We start from the raw sequence: 15,257 nt of genomic DNA on the forward strand, positions 1-15,257 counted from the left end.
AGGTGTTCAGGCAGTCAGGTGCCGGCTGGTGACCGTCATCCCACCTGTGTTGTGCAGGGGCAGGCGCACGGTGACCGTGGTTTCATCTTCGCCGGTGCAGGTGGCGGAAATGTTCCCTTCATGCAGGAGAATGACCTCCCGCACCGTGTTCAAGCCGGAGCCTACGCCGATGATGGGCAGCTTGTCTTCTTTGGCCCGGGAGAAGGGTGAGCCAAAGATACGCTGCAACTCGACCTCGGGGAGGACGGCGCCTTTGAAGACGAAACGCATGATGACGAAATCATCCTTGGCCCGGGCCTGCATTTGCAGCTCATGGATCTGGCCCAGGTCAGACACGAGATTGACCAGCAATTGGAGCAGCACCACCTCCAGAGAGGCGGCATCGCCTGCCACGGTCATGTCATCGCCGTCCACCTTGGAAGTGGTCTTGACGCCCTGGCTCTCACTGCGGGAGGAAAAGGAGGCGAACACTTCATCAAAGAGTTCCGTCACGCTGATGGTGTCCTTGTGCAGTTCAAACGACTCCTGTCCGCCGGTGGCAGAGAGCATCAGTTCGCCCACGAGGTTCTCCAGACGCTGGGAATGGCGTTTCATGGACTGGATCACGCGTGTGCGATCAGGAGGAGGAAGGAAGAGCACGATGGCACCGCCCACTTTGTCTTTTTGCAGGTGGATGGGCACGGCGCTGACTTCCAGCGCAGGAGGGCGCCCGACTTCTGATGTGGAGGGGCGCGTCACGCGGGCAGACTGCACTCTGCCAGTGCTCAGGGCATCATTGATCAAGCCTTGTAGTTTCTTCTCGCGCACCACCTCGGCGATGGGGCGCTGTAGTGGGCTCTGAGTAAGCTGGAACATGTGGATAAATTCTGCATTCACCAGGGTGATAACACCCTGGCCATCCACGACGAGGATGCCCTCCATCAGGCTGGCCAGGATGCAGTGCTGCATGAACTCATCCTGCTCACGCCGGGCGTTGGCAGAGGCGACTTGCGCCTTGAGTTCATCCATCTTGTCCGCCACGGCCTGGAGCTCGCGGTGGACCGGTCCCAGCCAGTGGAGGCTGCTGATCTGGAGCTTGCGGGGGAAGTGCCCGCCGTTGCCAAGGCTGGCTGCCCATTTCTCGATTTCACGTCCTGGCTTGATGCCCAGGAAGTACACGCCGGCGATGGCAAGGGCAGCAAGGATGAAGATGGCGAGGAGCAGGGACGACATCATGACGGGAGGGAATCAGAAGGGGAGGGGGAAGTGAGCTTGAGTGACGGAAGGGGTGTGCGCAATCTTGCAAAGGTGACAGATTACAACGTGCGCCGGTAGAATCTCAGATTGGCCGCCACCAGCAGCAGCGTGCTGAGCACCACGGTGCAGAAGGTCATGGCCATGGCTTGGGCAAAGTCACCTTGCTCGAACTGGTTGAAGATAAAGCTGCCGACGGTCTGGATGCCAGGAGGCAGGAGCATGATGGACGCCACCCAGTCGCGCAAACACATGATGACGATCGTGATCCATGCGACGAAAAGGCTGGGGCGCAACATGGGCAGTACGACCCCGAGAAGCACCCGCCACGACGGGGTGCCCAGACAGGCCGCTGCCTGCTCAAGACGCGAGGGGATCTGCTGCATGGCCGCATCCGCAAATCTCAGAGCTGTTGCCTGGTAGAGCGCCACATAAGCGAGCAGCAGTATGCCCAGGGTGCCATAGACGGGGAAGGGCACCCAGGGAACATTCCAAGCCAGGATCATGGCTACGGCCACCACCAGATTGGGCACAACGCGGGGCAGCACGGAGAGTTGGTCCAGGAAGGAGACAAGCCGGCCGCGAAAACGGCTGAGGGCGTAAGCCACCACGGCACCAATGATCACCGTCAGGGTCGCGGCGGTCACGCTGAGCAGAAGGCTGGTGCTCAGGGCCTCGATGCCGCGGGAGCCGGGGCGGAAGATGGCGGCGTAGTTCTCCAGAGAGAGCTCTGGCCTGCCCCCTTGCCAGCGCTTGATCAAGCTCATGTACAGCACGGCGGCCACCGGCAGGACGGAACTGAAGAAAAACAAGGTGCCGAAAAACAGCCAGGATGCCGTGGTGCGACCGCGCCCGAGTGCGATGAGACGCAGGGCGGGGAGCCGCCCGTTGGTCACGGTCTGGCGGGCCATGAGGTGCTGGTTCAGCATCACCAGCGTCATGGCTGTAACGGCGAGCACGGCAGAGAGGGCCGCGCCGAGTGGCAGGTTGGTGGGCCAGCTGGTGAGCAGCTCATAGATCACCTCCGGCAGCAATGGGATGTTGGCCCGTGGGGCCAGGATGGCAGCGATGCCAAAGTTAGACACCGCATCAATGAACACGAGGATGCCCGCGTTCATGATGGCGGGTAGCAGCAGGGGCAGCGTGATGGCGCGGAAGATGCGCCACGGGGAGCTGCCCAGACAGCGTGCGGCATCCTCCATGCGGGTGGAGATGCCCAGCAGGGCGGACTCCACGAGCAGGGCCACGGCACCGAAGGAGGTGAGGGTCATCACCAGGATGATGCCTCCAAAGCTGAAGAAGGAGCCGCGCAGCCAGCCCGGAGGATTGACACCCCAGGTCTCCAGAAGGCCATGAGGCTGGAGCAGCAGCACATACGCCAGGGCCATCAGGTACGGCGGAGACATCACCGGAATGAGCAGGGAGACCCGCAGGACGCTCTTGCCAGGTACAGAAGTTCTAGCCAACAACCACCCGGCGGGAATGCCCAGCAACCAGGCCGCGATGGTGGCGGCGACCCCGCACACGATGGAGTTGCTCCACATCTGGGCCAGGCCGTCCATGCGCATCATCTCCAGATACGGGGAGAGGAAGCCGGAGAAACTCCCTCTTAGAAGAGCGGGAAAGATGCTCTGGAGCACCAGCATGAAAAGCGGGTAGCCGATGGTGAGCGTCACGGCCGCGAGCCCGAGGTACACCGGCCAGGGAAGACGCCGGGCGGTGACGCCACGCAGGCGTCGCGCCGAGCCGCGGGGGAGAGTGCGTGAGCTCATTCTGCGACACCTCCCAGACCTTTTTCGATTTCGAACCGGAATTTTCTCAGGGCGGCATGTTGAGCCTGCTTGGCCTCCACCACATCCACCAGCAGCGGATGCAGGGTGGGGCCTGCCTGACGGACGGCGCTGAGCGCCACGTGGGGATCCGCCGGCAGCAGGTGCTCCGCAGCGATGCGCTCCTGCGTGGGGCGGGAGAAGCAGAACTGGACGAACTGCTCCGCCTCCTGCTGATGGCGGGAGGTTCTAAGTATTCCGATGGGACGCAGGCTGAGGGGGCAGCCCGGCTCGGGAAAGATCATGGCCAGCGGTTCGCCTTTCTCGATCTGGCGGAAGACAAGATAATCCGCAGCGCCCAGGACCGCCTCGTGCGCCCCCAGAATGAGGCTGGTGAGAGCCTGGTTGTTAGGTCCTGAAACCTGCAGCCCGCGGGACTTGATCTTTCTCATGCCATTCCAAAACTTCTCCGGGGAGTCAAGGTGAAAGCTGACCACAAACTCCGCGCTGGAGCCTGATTGGGAAGGCGATGGCATCATGGCATTGCCAGAGATCGCACCATCAAAGACTTCCTGCCAGTCCAACGCATTGCGGTCGTGATTTTTGCGCACGGCCAAGCCCAAGGCACAAGCACCGGTGGCGGCGTAGTAGCCCTCTGGATCATTCCACTGCGGATTCAGTTTCAGGTAGTCCCCCTTGGGCAGACGGGCCAGGGAGCCCTCCTCCTTCAGCACCTGTGCCGCCGTCTGGCCAGCCAGGATGACGACATCCGCCTGGGGTTGGAACTCCTCCGCCTTCAGTTTGGCCATGATCTCGCCCGTGGTGGCGCTGAAGAGCCGGGTGGTCACCCCGGACTGTTTTTCAAAGTCCTTGCACATGGATTCCGCCAGCTCGCGCGGACCGGCGGCATAGACCACGAGGACCTTGTCCGGGGCGGCTTGATGGCATCCGGCGGATCCCAGGAGCAGCGCACCAAGCGTGAGTTGCATGCCGCGGTAAAAAAGGGCGCGCCGTGCGTCATTGAGCGCCCGGAAGGGGGTGCTGACACGGGTGGGGACGATGCAGATGCCCGTCATGGATTGAGGTGAAACCTGGTTGGTCATGATGAGGGCTCAGCTTTCCACGAAGACAATCTGCCGGGGGTCGAACTCGATGACGACCTTGCTGTCCAGGGGCATGGGTTCCCGGGCGAATCCGCGGAAGACCTCCCCCTTGCGGGTCAGGGCGTGCACCTCGTAGCGCTCGCCGGAGAAGCAGTTCTTGATACAAGTGGCCTGCCACTGGATGCATTCATTGGCGGGGAACTCGTCCGCCTGGCTTACGGGGAAGATGCGCACGTGCTCCCGCCTTACCATGAGAAAGCCCCGCTTGATGCCCGGAGGGTGGGGTGGGAAGATGGGTTCGCCGGAAACATCTCTCACCGCCTCCAGCTCATAGGCGTAGGGGAAGGAGTTGGCACTGCCCAGGAAGGAGGCCACGAACGTGGTGGCCGGGCTGTCGTAGATCGTACGCGGTGCGGCGATCTGCTCAATGCGTCCGTCGTTCATGACGGCCACCTTGTGGGCGATGGTCATGGCCTCGGAATGGTCATGGGTGACGTAGATGGTGGTGATGTTGAGCCGCCGGATCAGCCCGGCGATCTCATCCCGCATGGAGTCGCGGAGCTGCGCATCCAGGGAGGAGAGCGGCTCATCCATCAGCAACACAGAAGGCTCCACCACAATGGCCCGGGCGATGGCCACGCGCTGTTGCTGCCCTCCCGAGAGGGTGGAAGGGTGGCGGTGGCGGAAGGGGAAGATGCCGGTGCGCTTGAGTGCCTCGTCCACCCGGGACTGTTTTTCCTCGCGCCCGAGCGACAGGGTGCCCAGGCCAAACGCGACATTTTCTGACACGGTCATGTGCGGCCAGAGACTGAGATCCTGGAAAACCACGGCGAAGCGCCGCTTCTGTGCGGAGAGGGAGAAGTCCGCACTGGAGTCCTCAATGACCGCCCCATCCAGGAGCAGACGGCCACGATCTGACGGCAGCAGGCCGGCGATGATGTTGAGCAGGGTGGACTTGCCGCAACCGGAGGGACCGAGCAGGGCGAGGCACTTGCCGCGCTCAAGGGAGAATGACACGTCCCTCAGGACGCTGGTTTCACCAAAGGATTTGCACAGCCTGTCCACTTGAAGGTAGGCCGTCGATGAGGGTGCTGGAAAGCTGGACATGTGGAACTTGATGGCAGAAGAGGTCGGCGGAGGCGGAAGCGTGAAGGGCGTTTGTTTTTTGTGAGGGGTCAGGGCGAGGTCGTAGCTGCGGGCACAGCAGGCTCCAGCGTGTTCACCCGGCCGGTGAGCCGGTTGATCTGAAGCATGAATGATGAAGCGGTGTCGGCCGCCGTGCAGGTAACCTTGCTGGTTGCTTCATCGAACTGACCCGGGGTGACGGCCAGCACCAGGGGTGCGGTGGCGGGCCGCTCCACGCTGCCCAGAGGGCCAAACGCAATGACGTGCAGCTTGGACGATGGCCCCGCCACGCCGTGTGTGTCCAGCTCTGCCGTGGAGTCTGCAGCCACAGAGCCGGTGGGACCCAGGTCCCAGTAGAAGCCCTTGGGCAGGCTCTGCCACTCCGTGATGGCGCGGTAGGTTCCCGGTGCAGGCGCGGTGGCCATGGAGGCGAGCTCTTCTGCGGTCGGTTCGCGGAACAAGATGTAGGCGTGCATGCGCTTGTCCGCGTCCGGGTGGGAGGCACCGGCCAGCCCCAAATAGATGGTGGAGCGCGACTCGATGGCACTCATGCGCGCTTCCTCAATGGCGCTGCTAAGCTGTAGCATGGCCCCCTGGCGTCCACCGGGGGCGCGGAATCCCAGCACTGTCACTGCGGTGAGGCCGACCAGCAACCCTATCACCGTGATGCTGGCGAGCACCTCGATCAGGGTGAAGGCACCCCGCCCCGTCTCTTTAAACCGGCTGCGGCACGATCTGACAGGGATCACCCCCGGCTCCGATAGGGGTCCGGCTGGATTGGGTTGATGAAGAGGTTGGAGGAGTGGCATGGCAACGGCTGACGTTTTCTATTCACCAGGGGGCCGGGCGGTGGACAGGAGCAAATAGGGCTGTTGGTACCGGTTGCGCAAGAGCACGGCACTGATCTTTGTCCCCGTGTAGTCCAGGGTCATCAGGACCCGGGTTTTGTTTTTGATGATGGCGGAGATGGTCACGGTTTTTCCAAGAACCTGCTCTGCTCTCAGCAGGGTGGGTGTCGCAGAATAGGGGACCTGGAGGGCTTGCCCCTCCCCCACCGTGGCCTGCAGAGGAACGTCCTTTAAAAGATTGTAAACGTAGATCCCGCTGGTTTCCGGATTTGGCGGATAGTCTTCCACCAGGTTGAAGACTGGTTTCCCGTCCGTAAGCACGACCAACAGAGTGTACGAGTTGTCTTTTTTCAGGTTGCGCTCCAGTTCAATGGGCGCACTCTCATCTGCGCCCTCCTTTCTAATACGGAACAGGCATTTGCCAGGGGGAAAGCTTAAATAGTCCACCCCTGTCCCGCTGTTCCACAGTCCGGTCGAATTGGAGAAGAACTTCCAGTCCTTCCCGGACTCTTTGAAGGTGCACGTAAGGGTGTAGCCGGCTTGTGGGTTTTTGTCGCCCAGCGATGCCCAGACCCGGATCCATGCTGAGTCTTTCTCCTTCCCGGGAACGGCTTCTTGAGCGCATGCGAAATGGCTCATGCCAAACAGGATCGCAAGGATGGCTGAGGTCAGTCTTAGGGATGTCATGGTCAATGGGTGTCAGGCGTCTTCCGTGCTTAGGACTTCCACCAAGTAGGTATCTGGTTTCCTGAATCGGGCAGACACGGCACTGCTGTCCGAGGGATCAAAGTCAAGCTCCAGCGGAGGATCGAATTTGGGGTGCAGGCGAACGAGAATTCGTTGCGCTTTGGTTGCGATGGGTTGACCGTCGGCATTCAGTGCCTGACCCACGACATAGATGGAGAAAGTATTGCCGCGGGTCGTGATGAGGTCGACAAGCCTGCGAAACAGTTCTTCCCTTCCGCGATCATTGAGATTCGCCGTCGAGACGCTGTCTTTGATCTGGGACTTGGTGCCATAGGGGCTGAAAAGCTCAAGCTGGGAAAGCTCCCCACGCTCCCAGAGTGGACTGAACCGGGTGGGAAACTGACGTGACAGACGCTGTCCAAGGTATCTCGCCAGGGCGGCACCGCCATCTTTGGCGATTTGGGACTGCGTGGCGGTCAGGTCTTTGAGAACATCGGTGTCGAGCTTGTCCAGGCTGACCGATTTACCCTGAAGTGCTGGGTCTGAGGCGACGCCAGCTTCAAACTGCAGCCCGGCAAGCAGGGCCTTCAAGGCCTGGCCATGGTCTCTCAAGATGCCATTGGGATTGTAAAGCCCGGAGATCTCGAGCTGGTCGCGCACTTGCTGCGTTTCGGCATGGTTCACGGTAAAAACATCTGCGAGACGCCAAGCCGCCCAGTTGCGGCTGCGGTCCACTTGCATCAGCATTTCGTCTTCCGGGGCGGTCGCAGATCGGGTGCCCTTCCAAAAGACGTCGGGCTGCCCCACCGTCAGCGTGCGCCCTCCGCCTCGCCGTGTCATGGCATCAAGGGCCGAGGTGACATTGCGGAGTGGATCGTAGATGTTCCCAAGCTCTGCAATGGACCGCAAGGGACCGTTGCTCACGATCATGGGGGCGTTCATGGCGGAGAATTGCAGCGGAGTCCGGTCTGTGGGCCAAAAGTTAAAGGTTGAGGGAACAGGGTTGCCTGGCCAAGCGCCGAGGTTGCTGTTTGCCCGCACGTCCGTGGCTTTGATATCGTCGGGATCTGCCTTTTCCATGCCATTGAGCAACATGGAGGAGGCGTTCTCTGAGTCGATCTGCACCTGAATAGCTTCAAGATTCGATCTTGGGTCTTCGTTTCCCACATTGCCGCCCGCCAGATAGGATCCCCGGAAGTGGTTGAGCAGAGGATTCCCGCGGTTGCCCTTGTCTTTGAACGCCACCACGTGCTTTTTGGGGCCTCTCATCGCCAGCGACAGGTGGGCGTCCAGCAGACCATACTTGTTGCTCATCAGCAGTTTGGCTTTTCTGCCGACCCGGTTGTCTTCCCTATCGTCGTCACGGCCCATCTGGACTTCCGGGCGATTATCATCCGCGTCCTTGTTGAAGCAAGGCATGATGTACGAGCGGACATTCTGGACTGTGGATGTGACCCGGTTGGGAACATCACCGCTCCATGCTTCCTGGACATGAGGAGGAAGGGAAATCCCCTGATCGCACCGTGTCCCTGAGCCCGGCGCGTACAATTCTTCGGCCACATAGACTGCCGTGTCTGCCGGAATCTTCAGGTTGACCGCGTGTGTCTCCCAGTCTGGATCGGTTGTGATGATCGTGAGTTTGCCGGCTTCGAAGACAATTTTCTCACTCGTATTGCTTCCTCGTTTCCTAAAGCCCCGGTCGAGTTTGATTTCGAACGCCCGGCCCGCCGGGACATCAGCCCCAGTGGGGTAGTTGGGCATCTTTGCGGGATCCGCGTCACCGGTGGCGGAAATCGCGGGCTGATTTTCCATGACCAGCACGGGGTCCGGCCCGAGGTCGCCCAGGTTTGGACGGATGTCCTCTGTGCTCATGTTCCAAAACTCAAAATAGTGGTCGATGTCGATCTTGAACTGCCTGATCACGCCAGGATATTGTGCCGCGAGGCCGGCGCTGGGTTCTGACGTCACATGCCGGGCGTGCATGACGTACTCGGTGAGGTAGGGGATGGCCTTCTTCCCGATCGCCCAGACGGGGTTTGGGTATGGGTTTTTTGGAATGCCATCCATCTGGTAATCGAGATCGGTCAGCGTGAACACCGGCTTGCCAGCCGAGACCACACCTGCATTGTTGATCACAGTGGGATTCCTTGTCGGGCTGCCGTAGTCGAAGATGTTTGCCGCCAGTTTTTGGACGTAGAGGTCCTGGTGAGGGTCCTGCGCGGTGAACTTGACCATGTTGGCAGCGTCCCTTTTCGGATTGCCTGCATAGTTTGAAGGAGTGGGCACGGTAGAGTTGTTCCGGTAGAAACGCTGGCCGAACCTCGGGGAATTGCGGCTGATGGCGGCGGCAATTTGACCAATCGTCCTCTTGGTATTCCCGGGAACATCGACAGAGGCAATGCTGAGATCCGGATGCCCAGACACGTCTTTGGCGACGTTGCTGTAAGTGCGCTCGACGGCCTCGTTCAAATTGAAGCGAAGCGCGCCCGCTCGTGTGAGGTCAAGCCCGGAGCTTTCCGTGGTGAGCAGAAACTTGTAGGTGTCTCCAAACTCCTGTGCGGTGGTGAATCCCTCAGGCAGGGACTTTGAATGACCAAGCTGAAATACCGACAGCATCCGGCCATCTGTGCCGAGCATGTTGGTGCGTGCGAGGCTTAGTTGCTCTGCAACAGCGTTGCTGAACAAGCCTTGCAAACTTGGCTTTGGTTTGAGATATCCGGAAGGGTCAACTTCGGCAAGCAAGGGTCCGCGACCGGAGCCTTTCGCAGTATTGACGTTGACCTTGAAACTCTCGTCTTCGATCCACCACGCATACCGGATGACGGGCGGATTCTTTTTGAGTCGAGTGGTGGGGGCGACATTGTGGTCTTCCGGAGCGGTCGGATCCTTCAGCACCTTCATCCAAGGCACGCGTATCTCTCCGGGCAACGTGGTCTTGCCCGGGAGCGCACCGATCCATCCCGTGGAGGTTCTGGTGCCGAAGGCGTTCGGTTCGTTGATGTCCACATAGGTTTTGGCAACGCCTGCGGGGGGATTGGCCGTGGCAGCGGCAGGCAGGGTGGCCGCGTAGTCGTTCGTCGGGTAGTACTGCCGGACAGAGCTCCCGGAGATGAGCGGGATGGCGTAGATGTTGGGGGGAGTGGATGTGGTGGCGGAGCCGGGGTGCTCCTGGTCTGGAGGCATGTCCCGGTACATGAACACCGTGCCAGGCGTGGTGGTGCCTCCCATGTTGGGGTCCCAGAATGTCACGGAATCAGGATGCTTGCTGAAGAGCTCCACCAGAATGCTGGTGGCTTCCGCCGTGCCAGCCTGGGCGGCCATCTCCGCGCGAAGGATATCGCTGTAGCCCTGGGTGACGCGGCGTTCGACCGTGACGAGGCGCGACATCATGACCAGCAGGACGACAATGGCGGACAGCACCACCAGCGTGAGCAGGAGTGAGGTGCCGGCAGGCGGGCGGGGTCGCGTCAACAGGACGCGAAAGCCGGTCTTGGGAGTCGTTGGCAGGTCGTTCATGGCGGATCGAGGAAACTAGATGGGCTGTTTTGCGGTGCGACGGCGGCGCCGCAAAGCTGCGGCGGCCAGACCAGCGGCCAGCAGCAGGGCCCGCCCCGGTTCCGGCACGGCCCCGGCACCGATGACGCCAAATTCGCTGTTGTGGTTCAGCACCGCCCAGACGGAATTGGTCGAGGCATCCCAGCCAAAGGAACCCAGCTCATAACCTTCCTGATAGGCTCCGGCGTGATAGTAGGTGGAGAAGAGCGTTTCCCAGTCGTCAGGCATGCCCGTGTTGCCGAAGACCGCGTTCACCCAGGAGTCCTCTTCGTTGAACCAGCCCAGCACCGGGATGTAGTCCGGATTGCCACCCTGCATATCTTCCAGCAGCAGAGAGTCGTAGGTGAGTGAGAGGACATAGGTGTCTGTGCCCGTGCCGTTGAGATCCACAATGTCACTCAGGAACGTGGCTCCTGCTGCCGGTGCCTGGTCAAAGCTCATGGTGAGCAGGGTGGTGGCGTGGGAGCTGGTTCCGGAGAGAATCTTGACGGTGGTGCCATGGGAACTGGCGCTGGTGAGACCGAGCCCCGTGTAGCTTTGTCCCAGGGTCAGCCCGGTGGAGTACTGCGCACCATAAGCCGCAGTTTGACCGGAAACGGTGTGCTGGAGATTCACCGTCACGGTGCCCAGATCACCCTCGCCGGCCCCCAGGATGGTCTGGTCGGCGTGTTCCAAGCCAAGAGTGAGTGTTCCCGTGCGGACCGTGCCGTTGAGCAGAAGCGCGTTGTCGAATCCGAATGTGCCCGTTACCGAGCTGTTTTGATTGAGGATGCTGCCGACGGGGAGACCCGTGAGGCCCCAGCCCTCTCCTGACAGCACGCTCGAAATGATTTTGGCTGCCGCTCGTTTTCCGCCGTCAGAGGTGTTTTCATTGCGCACCCCGATGGATTCCCCGGATTCGACAGGGCCAGCATGCGGGACTTCCACAAAGAGGCTGGCACGTTGATAGACATCGGCGGAGTAGTTTACTGAAACGTCGCTGTCCACGGTGGCCCCGACCGACGCCGCTTCGGCATTGTAAAGCAGTCCCGCCACATTCATCGTGCCTGTCTTGGTGCCACTGGTGGTGAAGTTTCCGACCAGACGAATATCGTGAACCTGATTGGCGGCCGAGAAAATGACACCAAACAGCGAACTGTTGTTGGCGGTGACTTCGCCATTGGTCACTGACGTGGAACCCAACGACAGGCCCACACGAGTGCCATGGGCGTCATCCTGGGAGCCGCCCGAAAGTCCGACGATTCCCTCCGAGGAATCGTGGCCGACGAACATTTTGCCCAAGTCAGCGGTGCCTTGGGCAGTAATCTCGCGGTTTTCCACCACCGAGACGTTGCTCACGGTGATCTTGTCATTTTGATCGCGACTTCCGGAGTTGGGATTGCTGCCGTTGTAGGTGCTGGCAAGGTTGTCGATGGTCAGAGTGCCGGCTCCCTTTGCTCCGGTGGTGCTGGTGTCAAACCCGACTCTGATTTTGGCCCCGTCCACCCATGCAGTGCCAGTGGTGGCATCCGGAGAGGTGATACTGCCGGATGTGGTGATGGAGTAGGTGGTGCCTTCGGTGCCGGAATTACTAAGGTCAAACTCCATGTAGCTGGCGGATCCAACCAGCAACCGGGTGTTGGGCAGGGTGGTGGTTTGTCCGCCCGTGGGTTCGACGGCACCGATGAAGAGCCGGCTGTCGCTTCCGCCAGCCGCGACGTCATAGATGGAAACCACGCCCGTTTCCTTGAACTGAGTGACATCCCAGTCCAGGCTGCCTGTGAGGGCGGCCGCGGTCAGGTCCCATGAGATGGCAGAGGTGTTCGTCTGTTCCACAGCCATGGTGAGCAACTGGAACGCCATCTGGTCCGTGGCGGCGAAGCCTTCTGCGACACGCAAGGCCACCGTGTAGGCATTGCCGCTCGTGACCAAGGCATTGGTCGAAATCTGGTCGTATTCGGCGTCCTGGTCCCCGGCAATGTCGAAGGTCATCTTCGAGTTCGGCGCCCCAATGTTGAGACTGGCAATCGTCAGTTTGCCGATTTCAGCACCGTCGCCGGGAGAGATTTCACCGCCGATCAGGTTGACACCGCCGTTGGAGATGAGGTTGGTCGAGGAGCCTGCCAGGACACCACCAGCCAGGACGCGAATGGTCCCGCCGCCCCAGTTGTAGCTCTTGCCTTGTTGCAGGACAACGGTGGTGCCCGCCCCGATGTTTGCGATGTAAGATTTGCCAAGGTCAACTGGAGTGAAGCCACTACCGGTGAAGTAAACCTTGCCGGCCACGGGCAGGGTATAGGTGCTGCTATTCACCCCAAAGGAGCCGAGGCTGAAATTGCCGTCATTCAGCACGGTGACCTTACCCTGGGCGGCGTTGATGACGCCCGCTGAATCTGCAATGAGGGACCACTCCCCCGCGACGTTAAGTTCACTTCCCGCGCCCGTCACGATGACCTCGGATCCGCTGGTGCCCATGGTGAAGGCACCAAGCGTGTTATCCGTGGTCGAGATGATGCTGCCCTCACTGATGGTCTGCGTCGTCTTGGTGTTCCCACTGCCAATGGTGAGCTTTTCCCTCACGGTCATGGTGCTGCCATGGCGCAGGCTGATGCCTGCGACGTTGAAAATGTTGGCACCGCCGCCCACGTCAATGGTGGAACCGTTGTCCACCAGCACGGAGCCAGTGGCGGCAAAGACATTGGCGCCCGTTTTGGAGATGGTGAACACGCCTGCGTCGAGCACTTCAAGCTTTGCGCCTGAATTGAGGGTGAAGGTGCCCCCGCCTGTGTAGTAGCTCCCTTCTCCGGTGACGCGCAAAAGCCCGCCGGAACTGATTGTCGTTGTGTTGGCCACATCGATACCCCCGCCGTCCTTTGCGATGATCTCCGAGCCGTTGGCGGCGGTGACAGAACCACTCGACAACGATTTGTAGAGGCTGCCCTCTCCTTCAACTATCAGGCTTGATCCTGCGGCCACGGCCGTGGCGAAGTTCCCAGCGGCCTGGAACACCTGCCCGCCATTTTTGACGTGCAGCTTGTTGTCGGATTTGGTGGTTGCATTCACATAGTAGCCTCCCTGGATATTGAATGCTCCATTGAGATTGAGAGTGCCGCCGTCTACGATCACCGCGTTGCTGGTCACGGTGGTCGTGTTGGAGGCTCCAATGGAGGCGGTGGTGAACGAGTAGATATTGGATGCGCCTCCGAGAACGGTTAGCGTGTTCCGGAAGCTGTTGTTTCCGCCGACGACCAAAGCCCCGGTGCCATCAAACTCCACTTTGGCATTGGCACCAGCCGCCACGCCGCTGAACTCGTTGTCCGAGCTGTTGTTGGTTCCTACCGTGAGGCCTTTGAAGGTGATCTCGCCGGCTGTGGTGCTGGAGTTTGAAATGGAGAGTTTCACGGTGTTGCCAGAAACACTGCCGAGCGTCAGACCGCCGAAGCTGTAGGTCTTGCCCGCGAGGTCGAACTGCTGAGCAATCCCGCCCGTGGAACTGAGGTTGAAAGCACCGTTGCGGTGGGTGATGCTGACATTCTGCCCGAAGAAGGCATCGAGGCTGAAGGTGGACCCGTATCCGGCAGTCGACAGGATGAGCAGGTTCGTGAAGGCCAGTGTGGAGATGTCGCTGGTGTTCGAGTTGGTGAATCCCACCTTGCCAATGGAGTTCCCTGCCACGGCGGCACCGATGGTGAGCGTTGTGATGTCCAGGTCCATCCCGCGAAGGTCCACCGAGAGGTTGTTTCCCCCTGTGCTCTGAATGGAGAATGAACCGGATCCTGACTGGATGGCGGTGATGTTAGTTCCAAAAAACTCATCCATGCGCAGGGTGCTTCCGTAGCCGGACGCATTGGCGATGGTAAGATTCTTGAAGGAGAACTGCGCCGTGGTGGCAGAGGTGTTGGTGAACTTCACCGTGCCCCCGGCCGTGTCACTGAGCGTAAGACCGGTGAAGTTGAGGGTCTGACCATTGAGATCGAACGACACGTGCTGCCCGCCGGTGGAGGAGACAGTGAAGGTGCCAGTTCCGGTGGTGGCAGCGGTGACGCCAGTGCCGAACAGAAGGTGGCTCGTGCCGTAGGCGGAAGCATTGGCAATCGTGAGGTTGGTGAAAGTCAGCGTGCTGGTCTGGGTCGCGGACGCGGAGTTGGAGAAGGAAACCTTGATGGCATCTGTGGCGCTCTGGCCGAGGGTCAGTGTCGTGAATGCCATGGATCGTCCGGAGAGATCCACGTCATAGGCTCCGCCGGGCGGATTGCCCGTGGAGGCGCTGCTGCCCACCTTCAAAATGCCGCCGCTGATGACCGTGTTGACATTGGAGGCAAAGGCGGTGCCAAAGTTGAAGCCGCTGCCCGCCTGGCCGTTGCTCCAGAGGGTGAGATTGCCAAAAGTAATGGTGCGAGGAGTTGCGCCGCTGTTGGTAAAGGAGGCCGTCCCTACCCCTCCGGTGCTGCTTCCCAGCACCAGGCCTCCCATGGTCAGGTCATTGCCATTCAGATCAAAAGCGAAGACGCCATTGCGTACAGTGAAGGCATCTGCTGTGGTGTCCAGGGTGAGGGACGAGCCCAGCGTGATGGATCTGATGGTCGTCACAAATCCCGGCTCATCGGTGAACAACACCTTTCGATTGGTGGACGTTGCCTGGTCCTGAGGCAGCGTGGTGGCGTCCGCATTGGCAGCGCCAAAGTTCCAGTTGCCCAGCGTGTTCCAGTTGCCATTCGCTTCACCGGTCCAGAAGGAGGTGCTGGCCGTGCTCTGCCCGCAGGCCAGCTGGAAGTTCGCGGAAAGCACAATGGCGGCGGCAGCGAGGGTGTAGCGGGCTAGTCGCTGTCGGAGAAGTTGAGCCTTGAAGCGGAGAGGAGCCATGAGTGGGGGGAGTTGAAGGAGGATGGTGTTGAGTAGAGTCGGTTGGCCGGAGACAATGGGTCCCCTCCTGTCCCCGGGTGGCAGGAACAGTGAAT

At 60.5% G+C, this 15,257-nt stretch carries 8 protein-coding genes; all 8 read right to left on the reverse strand.

Annotation, left to right across the window (positions count from 1 at the left end; all coding sequences use genetic code 11):
* Positions 1-6 precede the first annotated feature (6 nt).
* Positions 7-1,215, reverse strand: a complete 1,209-nt coding sequence (locus tag VSP_RS13775; RefSeq protein ID WP_009961289.1) for an ATP-binding protein — start codon at positions 1,213-1,215, stop codon at positions 7-9.
* Positions 1,216-1,295: 80 nt separating this feature from the next.
* Complete coding sequence (locus VSP_RS13780) at positions 1,296-3,005, reverse strand: ABC transporter permease (protein WP_044133541.1); 1,710 nt, start codon at positions 3,003-3,005, stop codon at positions 1,296-1,298.
* Entirely contained in the window at positions 3,002-4,105 is a 1,104-nt protein-coding gene (locus VSP_RS13785) for an extracellular solute-binding protein (RefSeq protein ID WP_081452540.1), read from the reverse strand. Before VSP_RS13785 ends, VSP_RS13780 begins: the two co-directional genes overlap by 4 nt.
* 9 nt (positions 4,106-4,114) lie before the next feature.
* Positions 4,115-5,212 (reverse strand): ABC transporter ATP-binding protein, encoded by a 1,098-nt coding sequence (locus tag VSP_RS13790; protein WP_009961292.1) that lies wholly within the window; start codon positions 5,210-5,212, stop codon positions 4,115-4,117.
* Between the two features lie 68 nt (positions 5,213-5,280).
* Positions 5,281-5,979: a pilus assembly FimT family protein gene (locus VSP_RS13795; RefSeq protein WP_157210885.1), complete on the reverse strand. Its 699-nt coding sequence runs from the start codon at positions 5,977-5,979 to the stop codon at positions 5,281-5,283.
* Between the two features lie 78 nt (positions 5,980-6,057).
* Positions 6,058-6,765 (reverse strand): hypothetical protein, encoded by a 708-nt coding sequence (locus VSP_RS13800; RefSeq protein ID WP_009961295.1) that lies wholly within the window; start codon positions 6,763-6,765, stop codon positions 6,058-6,060.
* A 12-nt stretch (positions 6,766-6,777) separates the two neighbouring features.
* Positions 6,778-10,281: a hypothetical protein gene (locus VSP_RS13805; protein ID WP_009961296.1), complete on the reverse strand. Its 3,504-nt coding sequence runs from the start codon at positions 10,279-10,281 to the stop codon at positions 6,778-6,780.
* Positions 10,282-10,296: 15 nt separating this feature from the next.
* Positions 10,297-15,162, reverse strand: a complete 4,866-nt coding sequence (locus VSP_RS13810; RefSeq protein WP_009961297.1) for a beta strand repeat-containing protein — start codon at positions 15,160-15,162, stop codon at positions 10,297-10,299.
* Positions 15,163-15,257 lie beyond the last annotated feature (95 nt).

The organism is Verrucomicrobium spinosum DSM 4136 = JCM 18804 (assembly GCF_000172155.1).
Taxonomy (GTDB): Bacteria; Verrucomicrobiota; Verrucomicrobiia; order Verrucomicrobiales; family Verrucomicrobiaceae; genus Verrucomicrobium; species Verrucomicrobium spinosum.